The organism is Halalkalibacillus sediminis (assembly GCF_002844535.1).
Taxonomy (GTDB): domain Bacteria; phylum Bacillota; class Bacilli; order Bacillales; family Alkalibacillaceae; genus Halalkalibacillus_A; species Halalkalibacillus_A sediminis.
Genome location: NZ_PJNH01000001.1, coordinates 1,064,900 through 1,086,627, shown reverse-complemented (window position 1 = coordinate 1,086,627; position 21,728 = coordinate 1,064,900). Strand labels below are relative to the sequence as shown.

Genomic DNA, 21,728 nt, shown 5'->3' with positions numbered 1-21,728 from the left:
TATGGAGATTTGTTGACCACCTCAGAGCATTGATTATGAATAGAGTAGTAATCAACGTATCATCGGCGTTATCGATGAACTGAGAGCTGCATCATTATGCAGAATCAGGGTGGAACCACGGGTATATACACTCGTCCCTATTAATTTAGGGATGAGTGTTTTTTATTTGCAATTATTTTAGAAAAGTGTTGTTAAAGTTCATTGTTGAAAAGATAGATAGGGGCAGTACTATTCGTACTTCAATGAATCTGAAGAATCGCGTGAAGCCGAGACGCCTAAGGGATGAGCGCAGTCCGAAAATCCATTTCTCCAGAATGACAATGATGGAAAAATTAGTTGAGGGAAAGGGCAAGCCCCTAGGGACGGCTAAAGTCCGTTACGTCCTGTAACGAACGCCGTCATTAGACCATCCAGGTCGTCACAAACGAAAGCTTCTAAGCGATTCGTTAGAAGCAACAACAAACTTCAGCAGCGCCAATTAAAAAGGAGTGTTTTAGCTATGGCAGACATGATTCAAATTACGTTCCCAGATGGAAATACTAAGGAGTTTCCTAAAGGGTCGACAACCGAAGATATTGCTGGATCGATCAGCTCCGGTTTGAAAAAACAAGCTCTTGCAGGGAAGTTCAACGGCGAAATGGTCGATCTTCGAACTGGTTTAGAAAAAGACGGAGAGATTGCGATTGTCACTTATCGTGACGAAGAAGGCATCGATGTGTTAAGACACTCTACAGCACACTTGATGGCTCAAGCAATCAAACGTCTATATCCCGATGTGAAACTGGGAGTCGGTCCAACTATTGAAGATGGTTTCTATTACGATTTAGACATGGAAGAATCAATAACTCCTGAAGATCTACCGAAAATTGAAAAAGAAATGAAAAGAATCGTTGATGAAGCACATGAAATAAAGCGTTTCGAACTTTCTCGCGAAGAAGCGAAACAAAAGTACCGTGAAATTGGTGATGATTTGAAACTCGAATTAATCGATGATATTCCGGAAGGTGAAGCCATTTCTTTCTACGAACAAGGTGAATTTTTTGATCTATGCCGAGGAGTTCATGTTCCGCATACAGGTAAAATCAAAGTGTTCAAGTTGTTATCAATCTCAGGCGCTTATTGGCGTGGAGACAGCAACAACAAAATGTTGCAGCGTATCTACGGAACTGCATTCGAGAAAAAAGGTCAGCTAGAAGAATACTTGCATTTATTAGAAGAAGCAAAAGAACGTGACCACCGTAAATTAGGTAAAGAACTAGAGATCTTCACGATTTCCCAGAAAGTTGGTCAAGGTCTACCAATGTGGCTTCCGAAAGGGGCAACAATCCGTCGTACGATCGAACGTTATATTGTCGATATCGAGGAGCGTTTAGGTTATGACCACGTTTATACTCCTGTACTAGGGAGCGTCGATCTTTATAAGACAAGTGGTCACTGGGATCATTATCAAGATGATATGTTCCCTGAAATGTCGATGGATAACGAAGATTTAGTTCTTCGCCCAATGAATTGTCCGCATCATATGATGGTTTATAAAAATCAGCTGCACAGCTATCGTAATCTTCCGGTACGTATTGCAGAACTTGGTCAGATGCACCGTTATGAAATGTCGGGTGCACTTGCTGGGCTTCAACGTGTAAGAGGTATGACATTGAATGACGCACACATTTTCGCTCGTCCTGATCAATTGAAAGAAGAATTCATCCGAGTAGTACGCTTGGTACAGAATGTATACAAGGATTTCGGTATTGAAGATTATTACTTCCGTCTCTCGTATCGTGATCCTGAGGATAAGGAAAAATACGTTGATAACGATGAAATGTGGAACAGAGCAGAAGCTCTTCTGAAAGATACCATGGAAGAGATGGATGTTGACTATGTAGAAGCGGCTGGAGAAGCAGCATTCTACGGTCCGAAATTAGATGTTCAAGTGAAGACAGCACTTGGAAAAGACGAAACAATGTCTACCGTCCAACTTGATTTCCACTTACCAGAGCGATTCGACTTGACGTATATCGGTGAAGATGGCAAAGAGCATCGCCCAGTCGTTATCCACCGTGGTGTAGTTGGAACAATGGAACGTTTCGTAGCTTTCTTGATTGAGGAATATAAAGGTGCATTCCCAACATGGTTAGCTCCGGTTCAAGCTCGAATCATACCTGTATCATTGGATGCACATATGGAATATTCAAAGAAAGTAGAAGATCTACTTCGCGAGAATGGCGTACGAGTGGAGCTTGATACTAGAGAAGAGAAACTTGGATATAAAATACGTGAATCACAGACTCAAAAGATACCTTATTCACTTGTTCTAGGTGACAACGAAATGAACGATGAAGCGGTTAATGTCCGCAAATATGGAGAACAAGACAGTGAGACTGTATCATTAGAAAAATTCGCAGTAGATATCGCCAAAGAAATCAGCAATCGTAATTTGAAATAGCTGAGAAAGTTGAAATAGTAACCGTTGGGCAAGGATTCGGTGTTTAGGTTATAATTAAGACTGTGCGTGTTGAGCTTGACGAAGCTAGTAATCACATTTATAATTGTTGGGTCGTTACGCATGGAGCGTGGCTGCCCAATTTTTTCTTGACAATCAAAGGATTGCCTTATATACTAGGTAAGGTAATTGAATAAGGCTTATTAATGACAAGTAGAAGCACCCGCTTCTCACCTGATCGGCGCATGAAGCAGTTGGCAGGTCTCGCATTTTTCTAATTAGTTTCGCACTATTGTAGTGCGTATGATGAACGAAATGTCGTGTGGGTGCCGTCTGTGTACCGACACTTTTTTTATGTAAAAAATCTTGTCGATAATGCCTTAATTTTTTAAGAAATTCGTGGAGGTGGCTCACTATTAGCAAAGATATGAATGTGAATGAAAGCATTCGTGCTAAAGAAGTTCGACTAATTGATTCGAATGGCGATCAGTTGGGAGTAAAAACAAAGAGCGAAGCATTGGATATTGCTGAAAATGCAAATCTAGACTTAGTTCTGGTTGCTCCGACAGCTAAACCGCCTGTTGCTCGTATCATGGATTACGGTAAATATCGTTTTGAGCAGCAGAAGAAAGAGAAAGAAGCACGCAAAAAACAGAAGATCATCAATGTTAAAGAGGTGCGTCTGACGCCAGTAATCGAAGAACATGACTTTAATACGAAATTGCGTAATGCTCATAAATTTCTCACTAAAGGTGATAAAGTCAAAGTTTCTGTTCGTTTCCGTGGACGTGCGATTACACACAAGGATCTCGGTAAAAAAGTCCTTGATCGTTTTGCGGACAACTGCAAAGACTTGGCAGACATCGAATCAAAACCGAAGATGGAAGGCCGTAGCATGTTCTTAATGCTTGCTCCAAAGAATGAAAAGCAGTAATCGGAAGAATAAAATCATTAGAGGAGGAAATTATTATGCCTAAAATGAAAACGCACAAAGGTTCTCAGAAGCGTTTCAGCAAAACTGGAACTGGAAAATACAAGCGTTCACACGCATTCACTAGTCACTTATTCAGAAACAAAACTCAGAAGCAAAAGCGTCGCTTAAGCAAATCTGGTTTAGTTTCTAAAGGTGATGAAGGTCGTTTGAAGAAGTTATTACCATACAAGTAAGCTAGAGCTTACTTTTCATAACATCGAGTTTATTTAGGAGGGATTCCAATGCCACGTGTTAAAGGTGGAACAGTTACGCGTAAAAGACGTAAACGCATATTGAAATTAGCAAAAGGTTATTATGGTTCGAAAAGAACTTTATTTAAAACAGCAAAACAGCAGGTAATGAAGTCAGGTCAGTATGCATACCGTGACCGCAGACAAAAGAAACGTGAATTCCGTAAATTATGGATCGCACGTATCAACGCTGCAGCTCGTATGAACGATCTTTCTTACAGCCGTCTAATGCACGGTTTGAAACTTGCTGGTGTTGACGTTAACCGTAAAATGCTAGCTGAATTAGCTGTAAATGATGAACAAGCATTCACAGCAATTGCCGACCAAGCAAAATCAGCATTGAAATAATTTTAGTTTAAAAACTCTTTCCGACGGCGGGGAGAGTTTTTTTGTTTTTGAAAAAGGTGTTGAGATAGAGAGGAGAAGTCTACGTCAAAAAGAGGTTACATTGTGCTTTTATAGATCGAAGGAATTAAATTGAACATAAAAAATTCCATGCTCCTCTAATTAGGAACATGGAATTCATTTATTATGCTATTTCGATTACGATTTTTCCTTTTGCGTGTTGAGTTTCACTGAGTGCATGCGCTTCTTTTATTCCTTCTTCTGATAGAGGGAAATAATGTCCCACGACTGGTTTAACCTTTTCATCTGCTAATAATTTAGCAATTTTATTCAACTGTTCCCCTTTTGGCTCTAACCATACGAAACCAGCTTTTACATTTTTCTTGGATGCAAGATCTTCATCTGGAGGTGCCGCAAGCGATGCTAATGCACCACCATCTTTTAATACTTCATAACTTTTTTCTTGAATATCTCCACCGAGCGTATCTAGCACAAAATCAAAATTAGTTAGCTCTTCATCAAAGTTTTGTTTAGTATAATCAATAACTTCATCTGCACCTAATGACTTTAAAAATTCTACATTTTTCGTGCTAGCTGTGGTTGCGACATAAGCCCCAGTATTTTTGGCTAATTGGATAGCCATAGTTCCGACACCGCCAGCTCCAGCATGAATTAAGACCCGGTCTCCTTCTTGGATGTTGCCGAAGTCGTAAAGAGATTGCCACGCTGACATCGCAGTTAATGGAACAGAGGCAGCCTCTTGGAAACTTATATTATTAGGTTTCTTCGCAAGTAGGTGTGCATCAATTGTGGTATACTCTGCATACGTTCCTTTATTGGTCAGTTCAGGACGTGCAAATACCTCGTCTCCCACTTTGAAATCTTTAACGTCGTCAGCAACTTCTTCAATGATACCTGCAGAGTCCCATCCTAGTATGATTGGGAAATCAAAAGGTACCATCGACTGTAAATATCCTTCACGCAGCTTCCAGTCAATCGGGTTAATCGAACTTGCCTTTTGCTTCACGACAACCTGACCTTCCGCTGGTGTGGGTTGTTCCATTTCTACTTCTTTTAATTCATCTCTTCCACCGTATTGTTCAATTACGATTGCTTTCATTGTTCTCACCCTCTTATGATGTGATTTCGTAACACATCTGCAATTATAAGTGTTGACCTCTCGTTAAAAAAATATTCAGCTCACAGAAAAAGGATATGCTACAATAGTCCATAGAATTTATTAGAAAACAGGTGAGATCATGTACATATATTTATTCTCTCTAGTATTTTTCGCAAGCATCGTAGGATTCATCATGATGTGGCGCGACAAACGTAAAGCAGAACGTCATCAATGGCGTATTTCTGAAGGCACCTTGTGGGCGGTAGCAATTTCTGGAGGTGCTCCTGGAATGTGGCTTGGAATGATGGTCTTCCGCCATAAGACGAAGCACATACAATTCAAATACGGCCTACCTATTCTCACAATCATCTGGATGATTTTTCTGCTCTGACCTCTGTCATAATAGCTCGTCTCTTGTCATATACATCTAGAAAGACGAGCGGAAGGGGTTTGTAAATGGAGCAGGTCATGACATGGGTGAATAGTTCAGCGGACACAACGCCTTACTTCGCGCCAGTATTATTTATCTTTTTTCATATTATCCGACCGTTCCTTTTTATCCCGGTCGGATTTATTTGTATTGCTGGCGGTCTGATGTTCGGTATGACATTCGGGTCTATCTATTCTTTTATAGGGGTTACACTCTCTAGTCTTATTTTCTATTTTTTTATCAAACAAATGCCTGACTTATTCGAACGATTCAACCGTATGCGTGAGAAGATTTTCGGGAAGCACCAGGCATTCAATTTGCCGCAAGTAATGCTTTTACGCATCATTCCATTCATTCACTTTCACTTGATCTCATTATGCATCATTGAAATGACACGTAACTTCAAAGAATACGCCAAGGCTTCATTGGTAAGTAACCTCCCTTTGGCTGTGGTATATACTTCGTTTGGTCAATGGTTCCAATCTTTACAAATCGAATACGCTCTCATCCTATTAGCTGCTATTCTGATACTTTTTTATGTCATCCGAAAAAAAGAAATCATCATGAAATGGGAAGATTTTTTTCAACCTGACCTACAAAAATAAATCCGATGTTATAATAGGCGAAGGAGGGTGATTCGATGAAATGGGACGAGCTTTATGAGATGCAAACTGAGTTAGACGAAAAAATTCTTTCTAACATTCCGCAGAATCGTGAGGATGTTATTTCAGAAAAAACGTTGGCGCTCGTCGTTGAAATCAGCGAACTTGCCAACGAAACTAGATGTTTTAAGTATTGGAGTAAGAAAGGACCGAATAAACGCGAAGTCATTCTAGAAGAGTATGTAGATGGTTTTCACTTCATTCTTTCTTTAGGGTTGGACTTTAATTTTCGATTCGATCCTGGCCAGTACTCAAAGAAGTCGTTTACTGATTTGACAGAAGCTTTTCATAACGTATATGAAACGATTTATTCTTTTAAAAATAATCCCACAAGTAAGGGTTATCAGGATATGATGGCGACTTATCTCTCACTTGGTTATATTCTTGACTTTTCTGAACAAAATATTATGAAAGCTTATGCGGAGAAAAACCAAGTAAATCATGAAAGGCAGCATTCAGGATATTAAACTTTTGTGAATTTTCCGTAATAAAGTTATAATATCAATTGTGTAAACGATACCAAAAGGAGGAATTCAAATGGCAAAATTAGATGAAACATTAACGATGCTAAAGGATCTTACAGACGCAAAAGGGATCCCTGGAAATGAAAAAGAACCTCGTGAGGTAATGAAAAAGTACATAGCTCCTCATGCAGATGAGGTGACAACCGATGGTTTGGGAAGTTTAATCGCGAAAAAAGTTGGCGATGCGGATGGACCAAGAGTAATGGTTGCTGGTCACTTGGATGAAGTTGGCTTTATGGTAACTCGAATTGATGATAATGGATTTGTGTATTTTCAGACAGTCGGTGGCTGGTGGAACCAAGTCATGCTTGCTCAGCGTGTGACTCTAATGACACGCAAAGGGGATGTGACTGGGGTAATCGGATCGAAGCCTCCACATATTTTGTCTCCGGAAGCACGTAAGAAACCAGTTGAAATCAAAGATATGTTCATTGATATCGGAGCTTCTAGCAAAGAAGAAGCGGCAGAATTCGGAGTCCGTCCAGGAGATTCTGTTGTTCCTTACTTTGATTTCACGGTGATGAATAATGAAAAATTATTACTAGCAAAAGCATGGGATAACCGTATTGGCTGTGCAATCGCAATCGATGTATTGAAGCAGCTTCAAGGTCAGAGTCACCCTAACACGGTATATGGTGTCGGTACAGTTCAAGAAGAAATCGGATTGCGTGGAGCTCGTACTTCAGCTCATGCGGTGCAACCAGATATCGGTTTCGGTGTTGACGTAGGTATTGCTGGTGATATGCCAGGAGTTGCTGATAAAGATGCAGCAAGTAAGATGGGTGAAGGACCTCAGATCGTCCTTTATGATGCGTCGATGGTTTCTCATAAAGGTGTCCGTGATTTTGTATTAGACGTAGCAGATGAATTAAGCATCCCATATCAATATGAATCGATGCCAGGAGGCGGAACTGATTCAGGTAACATCCACCTGACAGCGAATGGTGTACCTTCGTTATCAATCACTGTTCCAACTCGTTACATCCACTCCCACGCTGCTATGCTACACCGTGATGACTTCGAAAACACTGTTAAATTAGTGGTTGAAGTAATCAAGCGTTTAGACCGTGAAACAGTTGAAAAGTTAACATTTAGCTAAATAATTAAAGCCTTCGGATACTGTTCCGAAGGCTTTTTCCAATAATGGGGTGTACCAAATCTATAACTTTTGAACTTCTTCGTGCAACATGTTTAGCATCTGATCTTTATCTTCTTCAGAAGCTTGCTCCCATATCATTTCAAAAAGCACACCTAAGCCTGGAAGCATCTTTTCTTCACCACTTTGGATCGCATCAATGATTGTTGCCTCAAGTTGTTCTTCGTTATTTCCTGCAACATTACTTCTAATTGCTTGACGTAAATTTAAATCCATTTAAACCACCTCATATGCATTTTGATTCTAGTTTGACCAATTGAAGGAAGACTATGTATGATTAACTTAAAAAAAGACTTTGTTTAAAGTTTGTTGTCGATACAGAAAAATAGCTCGCTTTCCGCGGACAACGCCTCAGCCTCCTCGAAAGCTACGCTTTCTGCGGGGTCTTCAACTGTTGCTTTTCCCGCAGGAGTCTCGCCATTTTTCTAAAACAACGATAAATATCAACAATGAGTATTAACAGAGTCTAAAAAAAGAGTGAGGGACTCCAATGATTGAATCGAATCAAAACCAACATATAAAGCAATGGAAGAAACTTCATAAAAAGAAATATCGAGAAGAAGAGCAACTCTTTTTAGTCGAAGGGTGGCATCTTGTAGAAGAAGCGATGCAGAGCGAGTGGCATGTGGAAAATATCATCCGCACAGAAAATATCGATATTCCTGAACATTGGCGTCACGTGCCAGTCACATTAGTTTCTAAAAAGATATTTTCTGAAATATCACAGACGGAAACACCTCAGGGGATTATCGCGGTTGTTCGACAGAAAGACATGACTGATTTCAACCATGAGAAGCTTCTGTTATTAGACGGTGTACAAGATCCAGGAAACGTTGGAACAATCATTCGTAGTGCCCTGGCTTTCGGAATCGATGCAGTCATTCTTGGTAAAGGTTCAGTAGATCTTTTTAATGAAAAGGTTCTTAGATCAACCCAAGGAGCATTTTTTCATCTACCGGTGGTTCGAGGAGATTTAAATGAATGGGTTACACAACTTCAGACTAAAGATATACCTGTATACGGAAGTGCTTTGGATCGTGAAGCGACGCCTCTATCGGAACTCCACAAAACTGATCGTTTCGCTATTGTGGTAGGAAATGAGGGGAGTGGAATTCAAGATGACATCTTATCTCAAGTCGATCAAAAAGTGTTCATTCCCATCCAAGACGAAAGTGAATCGTTGAATGTGGGAGTAGCTACAAGTATTATGCTGTATCATTTTTCAACGGATTGAAAGGCTTTTTAAACATGTGTGAAAAGAGTGGCATATAATTGTCTAGCTCGAATCACTACGTTTCAATGTAGGCGCTTGAGCCTTTCTAAATAAAAACTTGTCTAACCCAAACGCCCATCAACTAGTCAATTTCAAAGAGGATCAGTCAATAAGTCAACATCCGTTCGCTAACTCACGGTGTTTCCTTTATTTCTGATACTCTTCTCCAATTGATACGTTGATAAGAGGGCGCTTGAGCTTTTCTAAATAAAAACTTGCGCAATACCGGATTTTTTTCTATAATACATTGAGAACAAATGAATCGAAAAAGCTATGAATGAGCCTAGTAAGTTCCTACCAAATCCGTTTGCAGGGAAGAGATACCTTGACTGAAAGTGTCTTTATTCGGATTAGAACTGAATTTCACTCAGGAGCTGGCGCTTGGACCTCTCACAAAGAGTAAAGGTAGCCCGGATAAGATCAATCCGTTATTTGAATGAAGTGGTGCAGTCTCGTGACTGTTCAACCAGGGTGGTAACACGGAATGCAAACTCGTCCCTATTTTATGGGAGGAGTTTTTTTATTTTGTCATATATAAAGGAGGAACAAGTCGTGAAAGAGCGATTACAAGAATTAAAGCAGGAAGCACTTGAGAAAATTCAAGCTGCTGATGACACGAAAGCTCTCCAGGATGTACGCGTTTACTATCTTGGTAAGAAGGGCCAAATTACAGATGTTCTTAAAGGGATGGGTAAACTGTCTAAAGAGGAACGTCCAGTGATTGGTCAACTAGCAAATGAAGTTAGAGACACGCTCACAGAAGCACTTGATTCAAAATCTGAACAACTTGAAAATGAACAAATCGAAAAACAATTGAGGGAAGAAGCGATTGACGTAACACTTCCTGGTAAACCTGTTCAAGCTGGTGGATCGCATCTTTTGATGGATGTTATTCGTGATATCGAAGACCTTTTCACCAGTATGGGGTATGAAGTGGCTGAGGGTCCAGAAGTTGAGACGGATTATTACAACTTTGAAGCTCTAAACCTACCTAAAGGTCACCCGGCAAGAGATATGCAGGATACTTTTTATATTACCGAAGAATTATTAATGCGTACACATACATCACCTGTTCAAGCACGTACGATGAACAGACACGAAGGTCGCGGTCCGGTCAAAATCATTTGTCCTGGAAAAGTTTACCGTCGTGACACGGATGATGCAACACACTCGCACCAGTTCACACAAATTGAAGGACTGTATGTTGATGAAAAAATTCGCATGAGTGACTTAAAAGGGACATTGAATGTGCTAGCGAAGCATCTTTTCGGTGAAGATCGTAAAATCCGCTTGCGTCCAAGTTACTTCCCGTTTACTGAACCTTCTGTCGAGATGGATATTTCATGCAAGGTTTGCGGCGGAGAAGGTTGTTCCGTATGTAAAGGGTCAGGCTGGATTGAAATTCTTGGTGCAGGAATGGTCCATCCGAACGTTCTAGAGATGGCTGGATTCGATCCGGACAAATATACAGGTTTCGCTTTCGGAATGGGGCCTGAACGAATTGCCATGTTGAAATACGGTATTGAAGATATCCGTCATTTCTACACGAATGATGTCCGATTCTTAAAACAATTTCACAGAGTATAAAGGAGGAATGAGACAATGTTAGTATCTTTAAAATGGTTAAATCAATATGTAAAAATTGATGACCTTGATTCAGAAGAATTAGCTGAAAAAATTACGAAAAGTGGAGTAGAAGTCGAACAGGTCATTCCTCCACAACTGGACAACGATCAAATCGTCGTTGGTTATGTTGAAAAATGTGAACAACATCCTAATGCGGACAAATTGAATGTCTGCCAGGTCAATACGGGCGAAGAAACTTCACAAATCATTTGTGGGGCACCTAATGTAGCGGCTGGCCAACATGTCATAGTTGCAAAGCCTGGCGCTCGTTTGCCAGGAGGTATGAAAATCAAGAAAGCTAAGCTACGTGGAGAGCCATCAGAAGGAATGATTTGTTCTCTGCAAGAGCTTGGAATGGATGAAAAGTTCGTCCCTGAGAAGTACCAAGACGGAATATATGTAATTGAAGAAGAGGTTACTCCTGGAGAGCCAGCATGTCCTCTATTGAACCTGGATGACACGGTTATCGAGTTTGAATTAACACCTAACCGCGCGGATTGTTTAAGTATGCTAGGGATGGCATACGAAACTGCTGCAATTTATGATCGTAATATTGAGCTACCAGATACAACTGTGCAGATATCTGAAGAACCATCTAGTGACCATGTTTCAGTTTCAATTGAAGACAAAGAAATGAATCCTTATTACGGAGCATGGATTATTAAGGATATAACAGTACACGATTCACCACTATGGCTTCAAAACCGTTTGATCAGTGCAGGCATCCGTCCAATCAACAATGTTGTCGACGTTACGAACTATGTATTGCTTGAATATGGTCAGCCTTTACACGCGTTTGATTTCGATCGTTTCGGGTCAGATAAAGTGGTCACTCGTGCTGCTAAAGAAGGTGAAACGATTGTGACCCTCGATGGAGAGGAGCGCACGTTGAAAGCTGATCAGCTCGTCATCACTAACGGAGAGAAAGCGCACGCAATCGCTGGAGTAATGGGTGGCGAAGAATCAGAAGTTCAAGAAGACACGAACACAATTTTATTAGAAGCGGCTTATTTCGATCCCCAAACGGTACGCCGTGCTTCAAAAGATCATGGTATACGTAGTGAAGCAAGTGTCCGTTTCGAAAAAGGTCTCGACATCACCCGTGTTAAAGAAGCTGCTATGCGTGCGGTTCAATTACTTGCTGAATTAGGTAGTGGAACAGTACTAGGTGAATCTATGGTAGAAGCTGGTTCAACTGAATGGACCCCTGCCGAAATCAGTTTCAATCATCAAGAGATGGTGGACCGTATCGGTGCAGATATCCCGTTGGACCAGATGAAAAATATTCTAGAACGTTTACGTTTAGAGTATGAAGAGAACGGTGGTAATTTTGTTGTAACTATCCCTGGTCGCCGAAATGAGATGACGATCAAAGAGGATATGGTTGAAGAAATTGCTCGTCTGTATGGTTATGACAATATCCCTTATACGTTGCCGCTTGGAGAGATGAACAAAGGCGGTTTGACTAAACGACAGAAGTTATTAAGAGAAGTACATGAATATATGCAAAAAGCTGGGTTGAATGAAGCTGTAACATACTCGCTGACTACAGAGGATCGCTCGACACGATTTGTAAGTCCAGAAATCAAACAGTTGAATCCTCAACCAGTTGGGCTCGCTATGCCGATGACAGACTTGCATAGTCATTTACGTTTAAGTGCACTACCTGAAATGCTGGCTAGTGTTCAATACAACGTAGCTCGAAATCAATATAATGTCGGCTTATATGAAGTAGGTCCAGTTTACGTACGTTCACTCCAAGATACACAACAACCTGAAGAAAAAGCTAGACTATCTTCAGTAGTGACCGGTCTATGGGAAAATCATGCTTGGCAAGCAGATAAAAAAGCAGTGGACTTCTATGTAATGAAAGGAATCTTGGAAGGATTATTCGACTACTTACTAGAAGAGTCTGTTACTTTCGAGAAAGCTGAACTTGAAGGAATGCATCCAGGTCGAACAGCAGTGATTAAACTAGATGAACGAAACATAGGTTATGTTGGTCAGTTACATCCAACTGTTCAAAAAGAATATGATCTTCAAGAAACTTATGTGTTTGACGTAGATCTTGATGCAGTATTAGAACAGGTTAATGATCATGATTTTTATGAAGCAATCACGAAGTATCCTGCAATCGCACAGGATTTGGCTTTCGTAGTAGATGCTGATTTACCTGCTAAGCAACTAGAGGATGCTATAATGGATAAAGGACAGCCTCATTTGCGTTCAGTTCAAGTGTTTGACGTGTATGAAGGTGAACATATGGAAGAAGGGAAGAAATCAATCGCTTTCAACCTCATGTTCCAGCACCAGGAACGTACACTCAAAGACGAAGAAATCGAGCAAGCACGTGGAGCAATTGTGTCCCACTTAGAAAAAGAATATAACGCTGTATTAAGAGGTTAAAAAGAAAAGCTGAGTGATCGGGTTATGGCCCGAATGCTCAGCTTTTTTCTAAATTTATTTTGTTCATCTACAACTTCTTGGCTTTGTCTGTATTAGCAAAATGAACTTTCGCGATTTTATCTAAGAAAGGTTCTCCTTTAGAATTGATGATTCGCTTAATCTGTTTGTCAACGATGTTTGAGGCACCTTTTTGTAAGTTGAAACCAACCATTCCAGATAGTTTATCCATTTCTTGAACAAAGCGATATCTTGCAAGCATGGAAGCGGCCGCAACACAGGTGGATTTGCTTTCTCCTTTTGTTAAGAAAGTCATTCCTTCAAGTGGTTGCTCGTTCGACGCGCGAATTTTATTATAAAAAATCCCTGGTTCACAAAATTTATCGACGAGAATGCCTTTTGACTCTTGCCCATCTAGTTTTCCAATCACGTGTTTAATTGCTTGATGGTGCATCCATGCTTTCATTCGTACTTGCGACCAATTTTTCTGTTTTAGTGAATTGTATTTTTCATTCGACAATGTAACCGTGCTATAAACGATGTCCGTTTTCAAAATATCTTTGACGATTTTCTTGATCGTATCGTCTTTCATATTTTTCGAATCTTGCACGCCTAATTCACGCAATAATTCTTGTTGCTGTGCAGTTGCAAAAACAGCTCCTACCGTAATTGGACCAAAGTAATCACCTGTTCCTGCTTCATCAGAGCCAATATGATCTTGTGAAAGGAACTTAGGAAGTTCAGGCTCGCCTGATGATTTTTTCTTATTATTAGACTTCACTCCACTTCCCCATAGAGAAGCTTCTTCTTCATGCTGATCCCCTTGGAACATGACTTTTCCAGATGTATAGGCTGTAATTGTCAGCCCGTTTTTTTTAGCAACAAAGGTTGCGTGTGGAGGTTGTTTAGATGAAATGGATGAGTGGTAATGTTTTTTCATTTTGAATATCGTATCTTGATCTACTTTAATGACGGTCTGTCCCATGTCGAACTCCTTTTGAAAAATATTCATATCTATTAATTCTGCCAAAAATCTACCTTAAATGATACAGTACTTCCCTAATACTAGCAAAACGTGTTACTATATGGTTTAGAATACGTGTGAGGAGGCTTTCGAATGTCGCAAAATGGAAAGTCAAAAATCACGGTTGAAATTCATAACCGTAAATATACTGTTGTAGGCGAAGAATCATCCGATCATATCAAAAAGGTAGCAAGTATGGTGGATCAAAAAATGGATGAGATTAGACATGCAAAACCGTCGATCGACTCTGCTCAGCTTGCTGTTTTAACAGCTCTTAATACAATGAACGATTATATGAAACTTAAAGAAGACTATAATCATTTGAAGCAACAACAATCATTCAATCAAAAATCAATGAACAACAATACAAATCAAAAACAGTTTAACTATAAAGATAGGAAAGAGGATCGCAGGTAACATGTTGAATATTATTTTATTAATACTACTTATTTTAGGATTTTTAATCGGGCTTAAACGTGGGTTTATCTTGCAAGTATTTCACTTAGCAGGCTTCATCGTAGCATTTCTTGTGGCCCTCTTGTACTATAGGGATTTAGGAGATCAACTAGAATTATGGATCCCTTTCCCTGCACCATCAGATGGTCATTTCTGGTCTAGCTTTTTCCAGTCAGATGTGATTGAAGGTGCTTTTTATTACGGAATCTCCTTCTTTGCAATATTTTTCACGGTGAAAATATTAATGCAAATCATTGCTAATTTGCTAGACTTTGTAGCACATTTTCCTGTCTTACATAGTGTCAATAATTTGCTTGGAGCAATAGTAGGTTTTATAGAGATGTACTTGATCATTTTTGTCGTTCTATTTGTCCTTTCGTTGGTTCCATCAGGTTTCGTTCAAGACTTTGTAAGTCAGTCATCACTAGCTACATTTATTATTGAACAAACGCCCGTTTTTTCAGAACAATTGAAGGAAAAATGGTTTACAGAGATTGAGAGAAATGCTTAGAGGTTACTCCTATCAGGGTCAACCTCTTTTCTTTGTTTTTTTATAAAAAGACTCTCTTAAAGTTGTTGTTGATTCTAACGAATCACTTATAGGTGGACGCTTTCTGACGAACCGGACGGTCTAATGTCGGTGTTCGATACAGGATGTATTGGGTGTTAGCTGACCTGGGGCACGGCTTCAACTTCCCAAAACTCGTTTTCCACGAGTTTCGCGTGATTTTCAGACCGTGCAATCAATTCCCCCGACGACCTGGATGGTCTAGTGTCGGCATTGGCCACAGGACGTGGCCGTTTATAGCCGGCTAAGAGTCGCCACCTCTAACGATTCGTCAGAACCAGCGAGGCAGAGGAGTCTTTCAAAATCAACTTTGAGTTTTAAAAGTGTCTATAAAAAAGGTGGTCATCGTTTATGGATAAGAAACAAGTGATCAAACATTTGGAAACTATCGCGGTTTATCTGGAGTTAAATGGTGAAAATGCGTTCAAAACTTCTGCCTATCGCAAGGCGGCTCAAGCACTGGAGCGCGATGATCGTTCGCTAGGTGAAATAGATGATTTTTCTTCCATGAATGGAATCGGCAAAGGAACCAATGCTGTTATCTTAGAATTTATTGAAAATGGCGAGACTGAAACCTTGAATGAACTTAAAAAGAAGGTTCCTGAAGGTCTTGTTCCTTTATTGAAAATCCAAGGGCTTGGTGGTAAGAAACTAGCAAAATTATACCAAGAACTAGGTGTTATCGATGAAGCCACTTTACGCAAAGCATGTGAAAATGGTGAAGTTGAGGAGCTAGGCGGCTTTGGAAAAAAATCCGTAGAGAAAATATTGAAGGCATTGGACGATGCAGGAACTCGGCCCGAACGTTTACCGATTGCAGATGTACTACCTGTGGCTGAAGAGATTGAACGAGAATTAGACCAACTAGAAGGTATTGATCGATATTCAGTGGCTGGTAGTCTCAGAAGGTTAAAAGAAACAGCAAAAGACATAGATTTTATCATTGCTACTAAAGAACCTGAACAAGTATCTGAACAATTGACGAAATTATCGAATGTAAAAGAGGTCGTATCTCACGGGGAAACGAAGGTGACAGTTGTAGTTTCTGGAGACTGGAATATATCGGTGGATTTCAGATTGATAGAGCCTGAACATTTTATAACTACTTTGCATCATTTCACGGGGTCAAAAGATCATAATGTTGAAATGAGAGGATTGGCAAAACAAAAAGGTTATAAAATCAGTGAATATGGAATCGAAAATCTTGAAACAGAAGAACTGCATACTTTTAATTCAGAGAAGGAATTTTTCGAATTTCTAGAAGTTCCTTATCTCCCACCTGAAGTTCGTGAAACAGGAGAAGAAGTTGGGGTTAAAAAATCACCATCTTTGATTGAGTTGAGTGACATCCGTGGTGACCTACACATGCACACTACCTGGAGTGACGGGGCCCAATCAATTGATGAGATGATCGAAAAATGTGTAGAGTATGAATATGATTTTATGGCTATTACTGATCATTCCAAATTTTTGCAAGTAGCAAATGGTTTGAATGAAGATCGTTTAAGGAAGCAGCGCGAAGCCATACAAAAGGCAAGTGAAAAATACCCATCGATTCACGTACTTTGTGGAATTGAAATGGATATTTTACCAAACGGTGAACTTGATTTCTCTGATGAATTCTTAAAAGAGATGGATTTCGTCATCGCATCGATCCATTCTAGTTTCAATCAATCAGAAGATCAGATCATGAAAAGAATGAAGCGCGCGATGGAGTGTCCGTATGTGGATATGATTGCTCACCCGACCGGCCGTTTGCTTGGCCGAAGAAAGGGTTATCCTTTGAATACGGACGAATTCATAGATTTAGCAGTGGAAACGGATACGATTATTGAATTAAACGCAAATCCAAATCGACTAGATCTTTCATGGGAACTTCTTCATGAGGCACAAGAGCGTGGTGCAAAGATAGCCATCAATACCGATGCTCATAATTACAAAATGTTATCGGATATGAGAATCGGTGTCCAAGCTGCCCGCAAAGGTTGGTTGAAGAAGGAGAATATCGTAAACGCTTGGTCAAAAGATGAACTGATTTCATTTTTAGACCAGAAAAAAGGTGAATAACATGAATCAAAAAATATATAAACAACTTGAGTTTGATAAAATCAAACATTTGTTGCATGAAAATGCATCGACTAGTCTTGGAAAGGAACAAGCTCAACAGTTGGCACCTTCACCTGATCTAGAAGAGGTGAAGCAATGGCAAGCTGAAACAGATGAGGCAGTATCTGTGTTGAGATTGAAAGGGCATGTACCTCTAGGGGGGATCACCGATATCCGCCCGCATATCAAGCGAGCAAATATTGGTGCTTTATTAAGTCCTTCTGAATGTCTAGATGTTGCCAGTACAATTTACGGTGGAAAGCAACTGAAAAAATTCGTTGAAGAACTTGAAGACGTTGAGATACCTATTTTGTTAGATAAAATGGAACAGATCACTCCATTAACCTCCTTAGAACAGTCGATTAAAGGGTGTATCGATGACTATGGGCAAGTGATGGATGGAGCCTCTAGCAAACTGCGTACCATTCGAACTCAAATCCGTACACACGAAAGTAGGATTCGAGACCATTTAGAACAGTTGACGAAATCTAAGAGTCAAATGCTTTCTGATGCAATTGTGACCATTCGTAATGATCGTTATGTTTTACCAGTAAAAAGTGAATATCGTGCAAACTTCGGGGGAATGGTACACGATCAATCTTCTTCTGGTCAGACTATGTTCGTAGAACCTCAAGCTGTAGTTGAATTGAATAATCAATTACAGGAAGCGCGTGTAAAAGAACAGCAGGAAATTGATCGCATTCTTCAAGAGCTCACAAGCCAAATTAATGAGGATAGCGAACCCCTTTCTTATAACGTGAGTATTCTGAAAGCAGTCGACTTCATGTTTGCTAAAGGGAAGTTATCTCAAAAACAACGTGCTGCTAGGCCGACGATGAATCAAGAAGGTCGCATCCGGATGAAACAGGCCCGTCACCCGTTGATTCCAGAGGATGAAGTAGTTGCGAATGATATCGAAATCGGAACCGATTTTACCGCTATCGTCATTACTGGACCAAATACTGGTGGTAAGACGGTAACTCTTAAATTGGTCGGGCTGTGCACATTAATGGCTCAATCCGGCTTACAAGTGCCAGCGCTCGATGGGTGTGAAATGGCCGTATTTGATCAAGTGTTCGCAGACATCGGGGACGAACAGTCCATTGAACAAAACTTAAGTACATTTTCTTCTCACATGACGAATATCGTAAGTATTTTGGAAAAAGTGCATGAGAACACACTGATTTTATTCGATGAACTCGGAGCTGGGACGGATCCCCAAGAAGGTGCAAGTTTAGCAATGGCCATTCTAGACGATGTTGTACAAAAGCAGGCACGAGTTATTGCTACCACTCACTATCCGGAACTCAAAGCTTATGGGTACAACAGAGATGAAGTTACGAATGCATCAGTTGAGTTTGATATTGAAACATTACAGCCGACCTATCGATTATTACTAGGAGTACCTGGCCGCAGTAATGCGTTTGATATTTCCAAGCGTCTCGGGTTGAGTGAAGGTGTAATTAAACAGGCTCAATCTATGGTAAGTGACGATTCACGCTCTGTAGAAAATATGATTGCTTCTTTGGAAGACTCTAGGAAAAAGGCTGAGCAAGACCATGAGCAAGCAGCAGAAATCCTTGAACAAGCAACAGAGATTCACCAAGAGCTACAACATGAATTCAATCAATATCTACAGAAGAAAGAAAAGCTAGATGAAAACGCTAAAGTAAAAGCTAAATCCATCGTGGAAAAAGCCGAGAAACAAGCTGAAGAAATTTTGCAAGAAATTCGTGAAATGCGTGATGAAGCGAATATTAAAGAGCATCGATTTATTGATGCAAAAAAGAAATTATCTGATCAAAAAGAAAGCTTTGAAACGAAGGAGACTTCAAAAACTCAAACGGCTAAAAAACCATCTCAGGAACTAAAACCAGGAGATGAAGTCCACGTGCTGACATTCAATCAAAATGGATATGTCGTGGCGAAAGTGAACGCCAAAGAATATGAAGTCCAACTCGGAATCATGAAGATGAAGGTCCCTGTTAAAAGCCTTGAATTTGTTAAGCGCCCGGAGCCAGTGGAGAAAAAGCCTTTATCAACAATCAAAGGAAAGAATTATCACGTGAAACCAGAGTTAGACCTTCGTGGCGAACGTTATGAAGATGCATTGAATCGTTTAGATAAGTATATTGACGACGCAATCTTGGCTAACTATCATCAAGTGTCGATTATTCACGGAAAAGGTACTGGCGCTTTGATGAAAGGTGTGCAACAATTTGCCCAAGGCCACTCAAGAATTAAGGGATACAAGTTTGGTCATGCCAATGAAGGCGGAAGTGGAGTGACAATTTTAGAGCTAAAATAATTCTAAAATTTATCATCCATGAATATGATAATAAGGAATGAAGTCTGATGGAAACTCTCGCAAAAGTTTTAATATGGGTAGCAATAGCATTTGTACTCGTCGGTGCGATATTTATATACATGAACTGATCTAAAGAATCTCCTCCAATTTTCCCGGTTGTGAGGAGATTTTTTTATCCAACTCATGGCGGATGAATTTTGAAGTACATTCCAGTAATAAATTTCAGATAATTTCAAATAATATTTTAAATTTATCCGTTTCATGTTTATAATAAAAGTAGTAACCAATAAAAGGAGGAGTATGAATATGGGGGTAAATGTAACCAAACCATGGTTTAAGCATTATCCAGAGGAGATTCCTACGTCAATCGAATATGACAACATTCCTCTTCAAGATTTTCTAGAAAAATCTGCGACAAAATTACCAGACAAAGTTGCTATTCATTTTATGGGTAAAGAAATAACCTATCAAGAACTTTTCGATTCATCAAAAAAAATGGCAAGTTATTTTCAAGATTTAGGTTTACAAAAAGGGGACCGGGTAGCAATCATGTTACCGAACACACCCCAAGCAGTAATTTCTTATTATGGAGCATTAATGGCCGGCGGGATTGTTGTACAAACGAACCCACTTTATACTGAAAGGGAACTGGAGTATCAACTGAAGGACTCAGGCTCTAAATTCTTAGTATGCTTGGACATATTATTACCTCGTGCATCAAGCGTCAAAGGAAATACCGACGTTGAACATATTATAGTAGCCGGTATCAAAGATTACCTTCCATTTCCGAAAAATATGTTATATCCAATGATTCAAAAGAAACAATACAATATTGTAGTAAAACCTGAACATGGTGGCGGTACTCATGTATGGAACCGTGTCATGGAAGAGGCTACCGGAGATTATGAAAAGCCTGAGATCGATCCAAAAGAAGATTTGGCGTTATTGCAATATACAGGTGGAACGACAGGTTATCCTAAAGGAGTCATGTTGACGCATTTTAATTTAGTTTCCAATACTCAAATGTGTTCTAAATGGCTTTATAAAACAGAATACGGGAAAGAAGTCGTCTTAGGCATTTTACCGTTCTTCCATGTATATGGAATGACAACTGTGATGAATAATTCAATCATGATGGCTCAAAAAATGGTTCTTATTCCGAAATTCGATGTAGATGGTGTTCTAAAAGCAATCGACAAACAAAAACCGACGTTATTCCCAGGAGCACCAACTATTTATATTGGTTTATTGAATCATCCTAAGTTATCAAAATATGATTTATCTTCAATTGAAGCTTGTATCAGTGGTTCTGCTCCGTTACCATCAGAAGTGCAGGAACAATTTGAAAAAGTGACTGGTGGACGTCTAGTTGAAGGTTATGGACTCACCGAATCTTCACCTGTTACTCATTCGAATTTTGTTTGGGAAAACCGTCGTGGTGGAACGATTGGTGTACCATGGCCAGATACAGATTCTAAAATCTTCAAGATGGAGACTACCGAAGAAGCTGAAGTTGGAGAAGTAGGCGAAATCGTTGTCAAAGGTCCACAAATCATGAAAGGCTACTGGAACCGTCCAGAAGAAACAGCTAATACGTTGAAAGATGGTTGGTTGTTGACTGGTGACATGGGTTATATGGATGAAGATGGATACTTCTACGTAGTCGATCGAAAGAAAGATATGATTATTGCAGGTGGATTCAATATTTACCCAAGAGAAGTTGAAGAAGTATTATATGAACATGATGCAATTTTAGAAACAGTTGTAGCTGGGATTCCAGATCCATATCGCGGTGAGACTGTGAAAGCTTATATCGTATTAAAAGAGGGTCACGAAGTAACAGAAGACAATTTAGATAAATTTTGTAGAGAAAATTTAGCTGCATATAAAGTCCCTAAAATATATGAGTTTAGAGAAGAACTGCCTAAGACAGCAGTAGGTAAAATTTTAAGGAGAAAACTTGTTGATGAAGAAAAAGAGAAGCTTGCAAATCAACAAACACAATAATCAATCGAACTGGTTGACACCAACTCATATTATTTATAATATAGTTGGTGAATGAC

General features: G+C 39.7%; 19 protein-coding genes and 3 other annotated features (1 of these 22 cut by a window edge). Of the genes, 16 read left to right on the top strand and 3 right to left on the bottom strand.

Annotation, left to right across the window (positions count from 1 at the left end; translation table 11 throughout):
* Nucleotides 1–142 (top strand) — a binding site (T-box leader); it begins 77 nt to the left of the window's first position.
* 357 nt (nt 143–499) lie between these two features.
* The 4 genes from thrS to rplT all read left to right on the top strand — a co-directional run bounded on the left by thrS (nt 500) and on the right by rplT (nt 4,012).
* On the top strand, nt 500–2,443 hold the full coding sequence (gene thrS / locus CEY16_RS05790; protein WP_101330994.1) for a threonine--tRNA ligase: 1,944 nt from the start codon (nt 500–502) through the stop codon (nt 2,441–2,443).
* Between the two features lie 202 nt (nt 2,444–2,645).
* Nucleotides 2,646–2,799 (top strand) — a sequence feature (ribosomal protein L20 leader region).
* Between the two features lie 68 nt (nt 2,800–2,867).
* On the top strand, nt 2,868–3,374 hold the full coding sequence (gene infC / locus CEY16_RS05785; protein ID WP_101330993.1) for a translation initiation factor IF-3: 507 nt from the start codon (nt 2,868–2,870) through the stop codon (nt 3,372–3,374).
* Nucleotides 3,375–3,409: 35 nt separating this feature from the next.
* Complete coding sequence (gene rpmI / locus CEY16_RS05780; protein WP_101330992.1) at nt 3,410–3,607, top strand: 50S ribosomal protein L35; 198 nt, start codon at nt 3,410–3,412, stop codon at nt 3,605–3,607.
* A gap of 48 nt (nt 3,608–3,655) precedes the next feature.
* A complete protein-coding gene (gene rplT / locus CEY16_RS05775; RefSeq protein ID WP_101330991.1) occupies nt 3,656–4,012 on the top strand; it encodes a 50S ribosomal protein L20 in 357 nt (118 codons plus the stop codon).
* Between the two features lie 181 nt (nt 4,013–4,193).
* Here the strand turns inward: rplT and CEY16_RS05770 are convergent, their stop codons facing one another.
* Nucleotides 4,194–5,129, bottom strand: a complete 936-nt coding sequence (locus CEY16_RS05770) for an NADP-dependent oxidoreductase (protein WP_101330990.1) — start codon at nt 5,127–5,129, stop codon at nt 4,194–4,196.
* A gap of 139 nt (nt 5,130–5,268) precedes the next feature.
* Here CEY16_RS05770 and CEY16_RS05765 point away from each other — a divergent pair, with 139 nt between their 5' ends.
* From CEY16_RS05765 to CEY16_RS05750, 4 genes are all read left to right on the top strand, one after another.
* Complete coding sequence (locus CEY16_RS05765) at nt 5,269–5,520, top strand: DUF1294 domain-containing protein (RefSeq protein WP_101330989.1); 252 nt, start codon at nt 5,269–5,271, stop codon at nt 5,518–5,520.
* 65 nt (nt 5,521–5,585) lie between these two features.
* Nucleotides 5,586–6,164, top strand: a complete 579-nt coding sequence (locus CEY16_RS05760) for a TVP38/TMEM64 family protein (RefSeq protein WP_101330988.1) — start codon at nt 5,586–5,588, stop codon at nt 6,162–6,164.
* A 35-nt stretch (nt 6,165–6,199) separates the two neighbouring features.
* Nucleotides 6,200–6,688: a dUTP diphosphatase gene (locus CEY16_RS05755; RefSeq protein ID WP_101330987.1), complete on the top strand. Its 489-nt coding sequence runs from the start codon at nt 6,200–6,202 to the stop codon at nt 6,686–6,688.
* A 70-nt stretch (nt 6,689–6,758) separates the two neighbouring features.
* Nucleotides 6,759–7,844 (top strand): M42 family metallopeptidase, encoded by a 1,086-nt coding sequence (locus CEY16_RS05750; RefSeq protein ID WP_101330986.1) that lies wholly within the window; start codon nt 6,759–6,761, stop codon nt 7,842–7,844.
* Between the two features lie 60 nt (nt 7,845–7,904).
* On the opposite strand, the gene sspI is transcribed toward CEY16_RS05750, so the two are convergent.
* The gene (gene sspI / locus CEY16_RS05745; protein WP_101330985.1) at nt 7,905–8,117 is read right to left on the bottom strand and encodes a small acid-soluble spore protein SspI; all 213 of its coding nucleotides are present in this window, start codon (nt 8,115–8,117) and stop codon (nt 7,905–7,907) included.
* Between the two features lie 274 nt (nt 8,118–8,391).
* On the opposite strand from sspI, the gene CEY16_RS05740 reads away from it, so the two are divergent.
* From CEY16_RS05740 to pheT, 3 genes are all read left to right on the top strand, one after another.
* Nucleotides 8,392–9,135 carry a TrmH family RNA methyltransferase gene (locus tag CEY16_RS05740; RefSeq protein ID WP_101330984.1) on the top strand — a complete coding sequence of 248 codons (744 nt, stop codon included), beginning with the start codon at nt 8,392–8,394 and terminating at the stop codon, nt 9,133–9,135.
* Nucleotides 9,136–9,438: 303 nt separating this feature from the next.
* Nucleotides 9,439–9,677 (top strand) — a binding site (T-box leader).
* Between the two features lie 49 nt (nt 9,678–9,726).
* Nucleotides 9,727–10,761 carry a phenylalanine--tRNA ligase subunit alpha gene (pheS, locus tag CEY16_RS05735; protein ID WP_101330983.1) on the top strand — a complete coding sequence of 345 codons (1,035 nt, stop codon included), beginning with the start codon at nt 9,727–9,729 and terminating at the stop codon, nt 10,759–10,761.
* 15 nt (nt 10,762–10,776) lie between these two features.
* Nucleotides 10,777–13,206 (top strand): phenylalanine--tRNA ligase subunit beta, encoded by a 2,430-nt coding sequence (pheT, locus tag CEY16_RS05730; protein ID WP_101330982.1) that lies wholly within the window; start codon nt 10,777–10,779, stop codon nt 13,204–13,206.
* 67 nt (nt 13,207–13,273) lie between these two features.
* On the opposite strand, the gene rnhC is transcribed toward pheT, so the two are convergent.
* On the bottom strand, nt 13,274–14,233 hold the full coding sequence (gene rnhC, locus CEY16_RS05725) for a ribonuclease HIII (protein ID WP_238378762.1): 960 nt from the start codon (nt 14,231–14,233) through the stop codon (nt 13,274–13,276).
* An 87-nt stretch (nt 14,234–14,320) separates the two neighbouring features.
* On the opposite strand from rnhC, the gene zapA reads away from it, so the two are divergent.
* The 5 genes from zapA to CEY16_RS05700 all read left to right on the top strand — a co-directional run bounded on the left by zapA (nt 14,321) and on the right by CEY16_RS05700 (nt 21,672).
* The gene (gene zapA / locus CEY16_RS05720; RefSeq protein WP_101330980.1) at nt 14,321–14,644 is read left to right on the top strand and encodes a cell division protein ZapA; all 324 of its coding nucleotides are present in this window, start codon (nt 14,321–14,323) and stop codon (nt 14,642–14,644) included.
* Between the two features lies 1 nt (nt 14,645).
* The gene (locus tag CEY16_RS05715; RefSeq protein WP_101330979.1) at nt 14,646–15,194 is read left to right on the top strand and encodes a CvpA family protein; all 549 of its coding nucleotides are present in this window, start codon (nt 14,646–14,648) and stop codon (nt 15,192–15,194) included.
* A gap of 408 nt (nt 15,195–15,602) precedes the next feature.
* On the top strand, nt 15,603–17,318 hold the full coding sequence (gene polX, locus CEY16_RS05710) for a DNA polymerase/3'-5' exonuclease PolX (protein ID WP_101330978.1): 1,716 nt from the start codon (nt 15,603–15,605) through the stop codon (nt 17,316–17,318).
* A gap of 1 nt (nt 17,319) precedes the next feature.
* Nucleotides 17,320–19,665 carry an endonuclease MutS2 gene (locus CEY16_RS05705; protein WP_101330977.1) on the top strand — a complete coding sequence of 782 codons (2,346 nt, stop codon included), beginning with the start codon at nt 17,320–17,322 and terminating at the stop codon, nt 19,663–19,665.
* Nucleotides 19,666–19,971: 306 nt separating this feature from the next.
* Nucleotides 19,972–21,672, top strand: a complete 1,701-nt coding sequence (locus tag CEY16_RS05700) for a long-chain-fatty-acid--CoA ligase (RefSeq protein WP_101330976.1) — start codon at nt 19,972–19,974, stop codon at nt 21,670–21,672.
* The last annotated feature ends 56 nt before the right edge of the window (nt 21,673–21,728 follow it).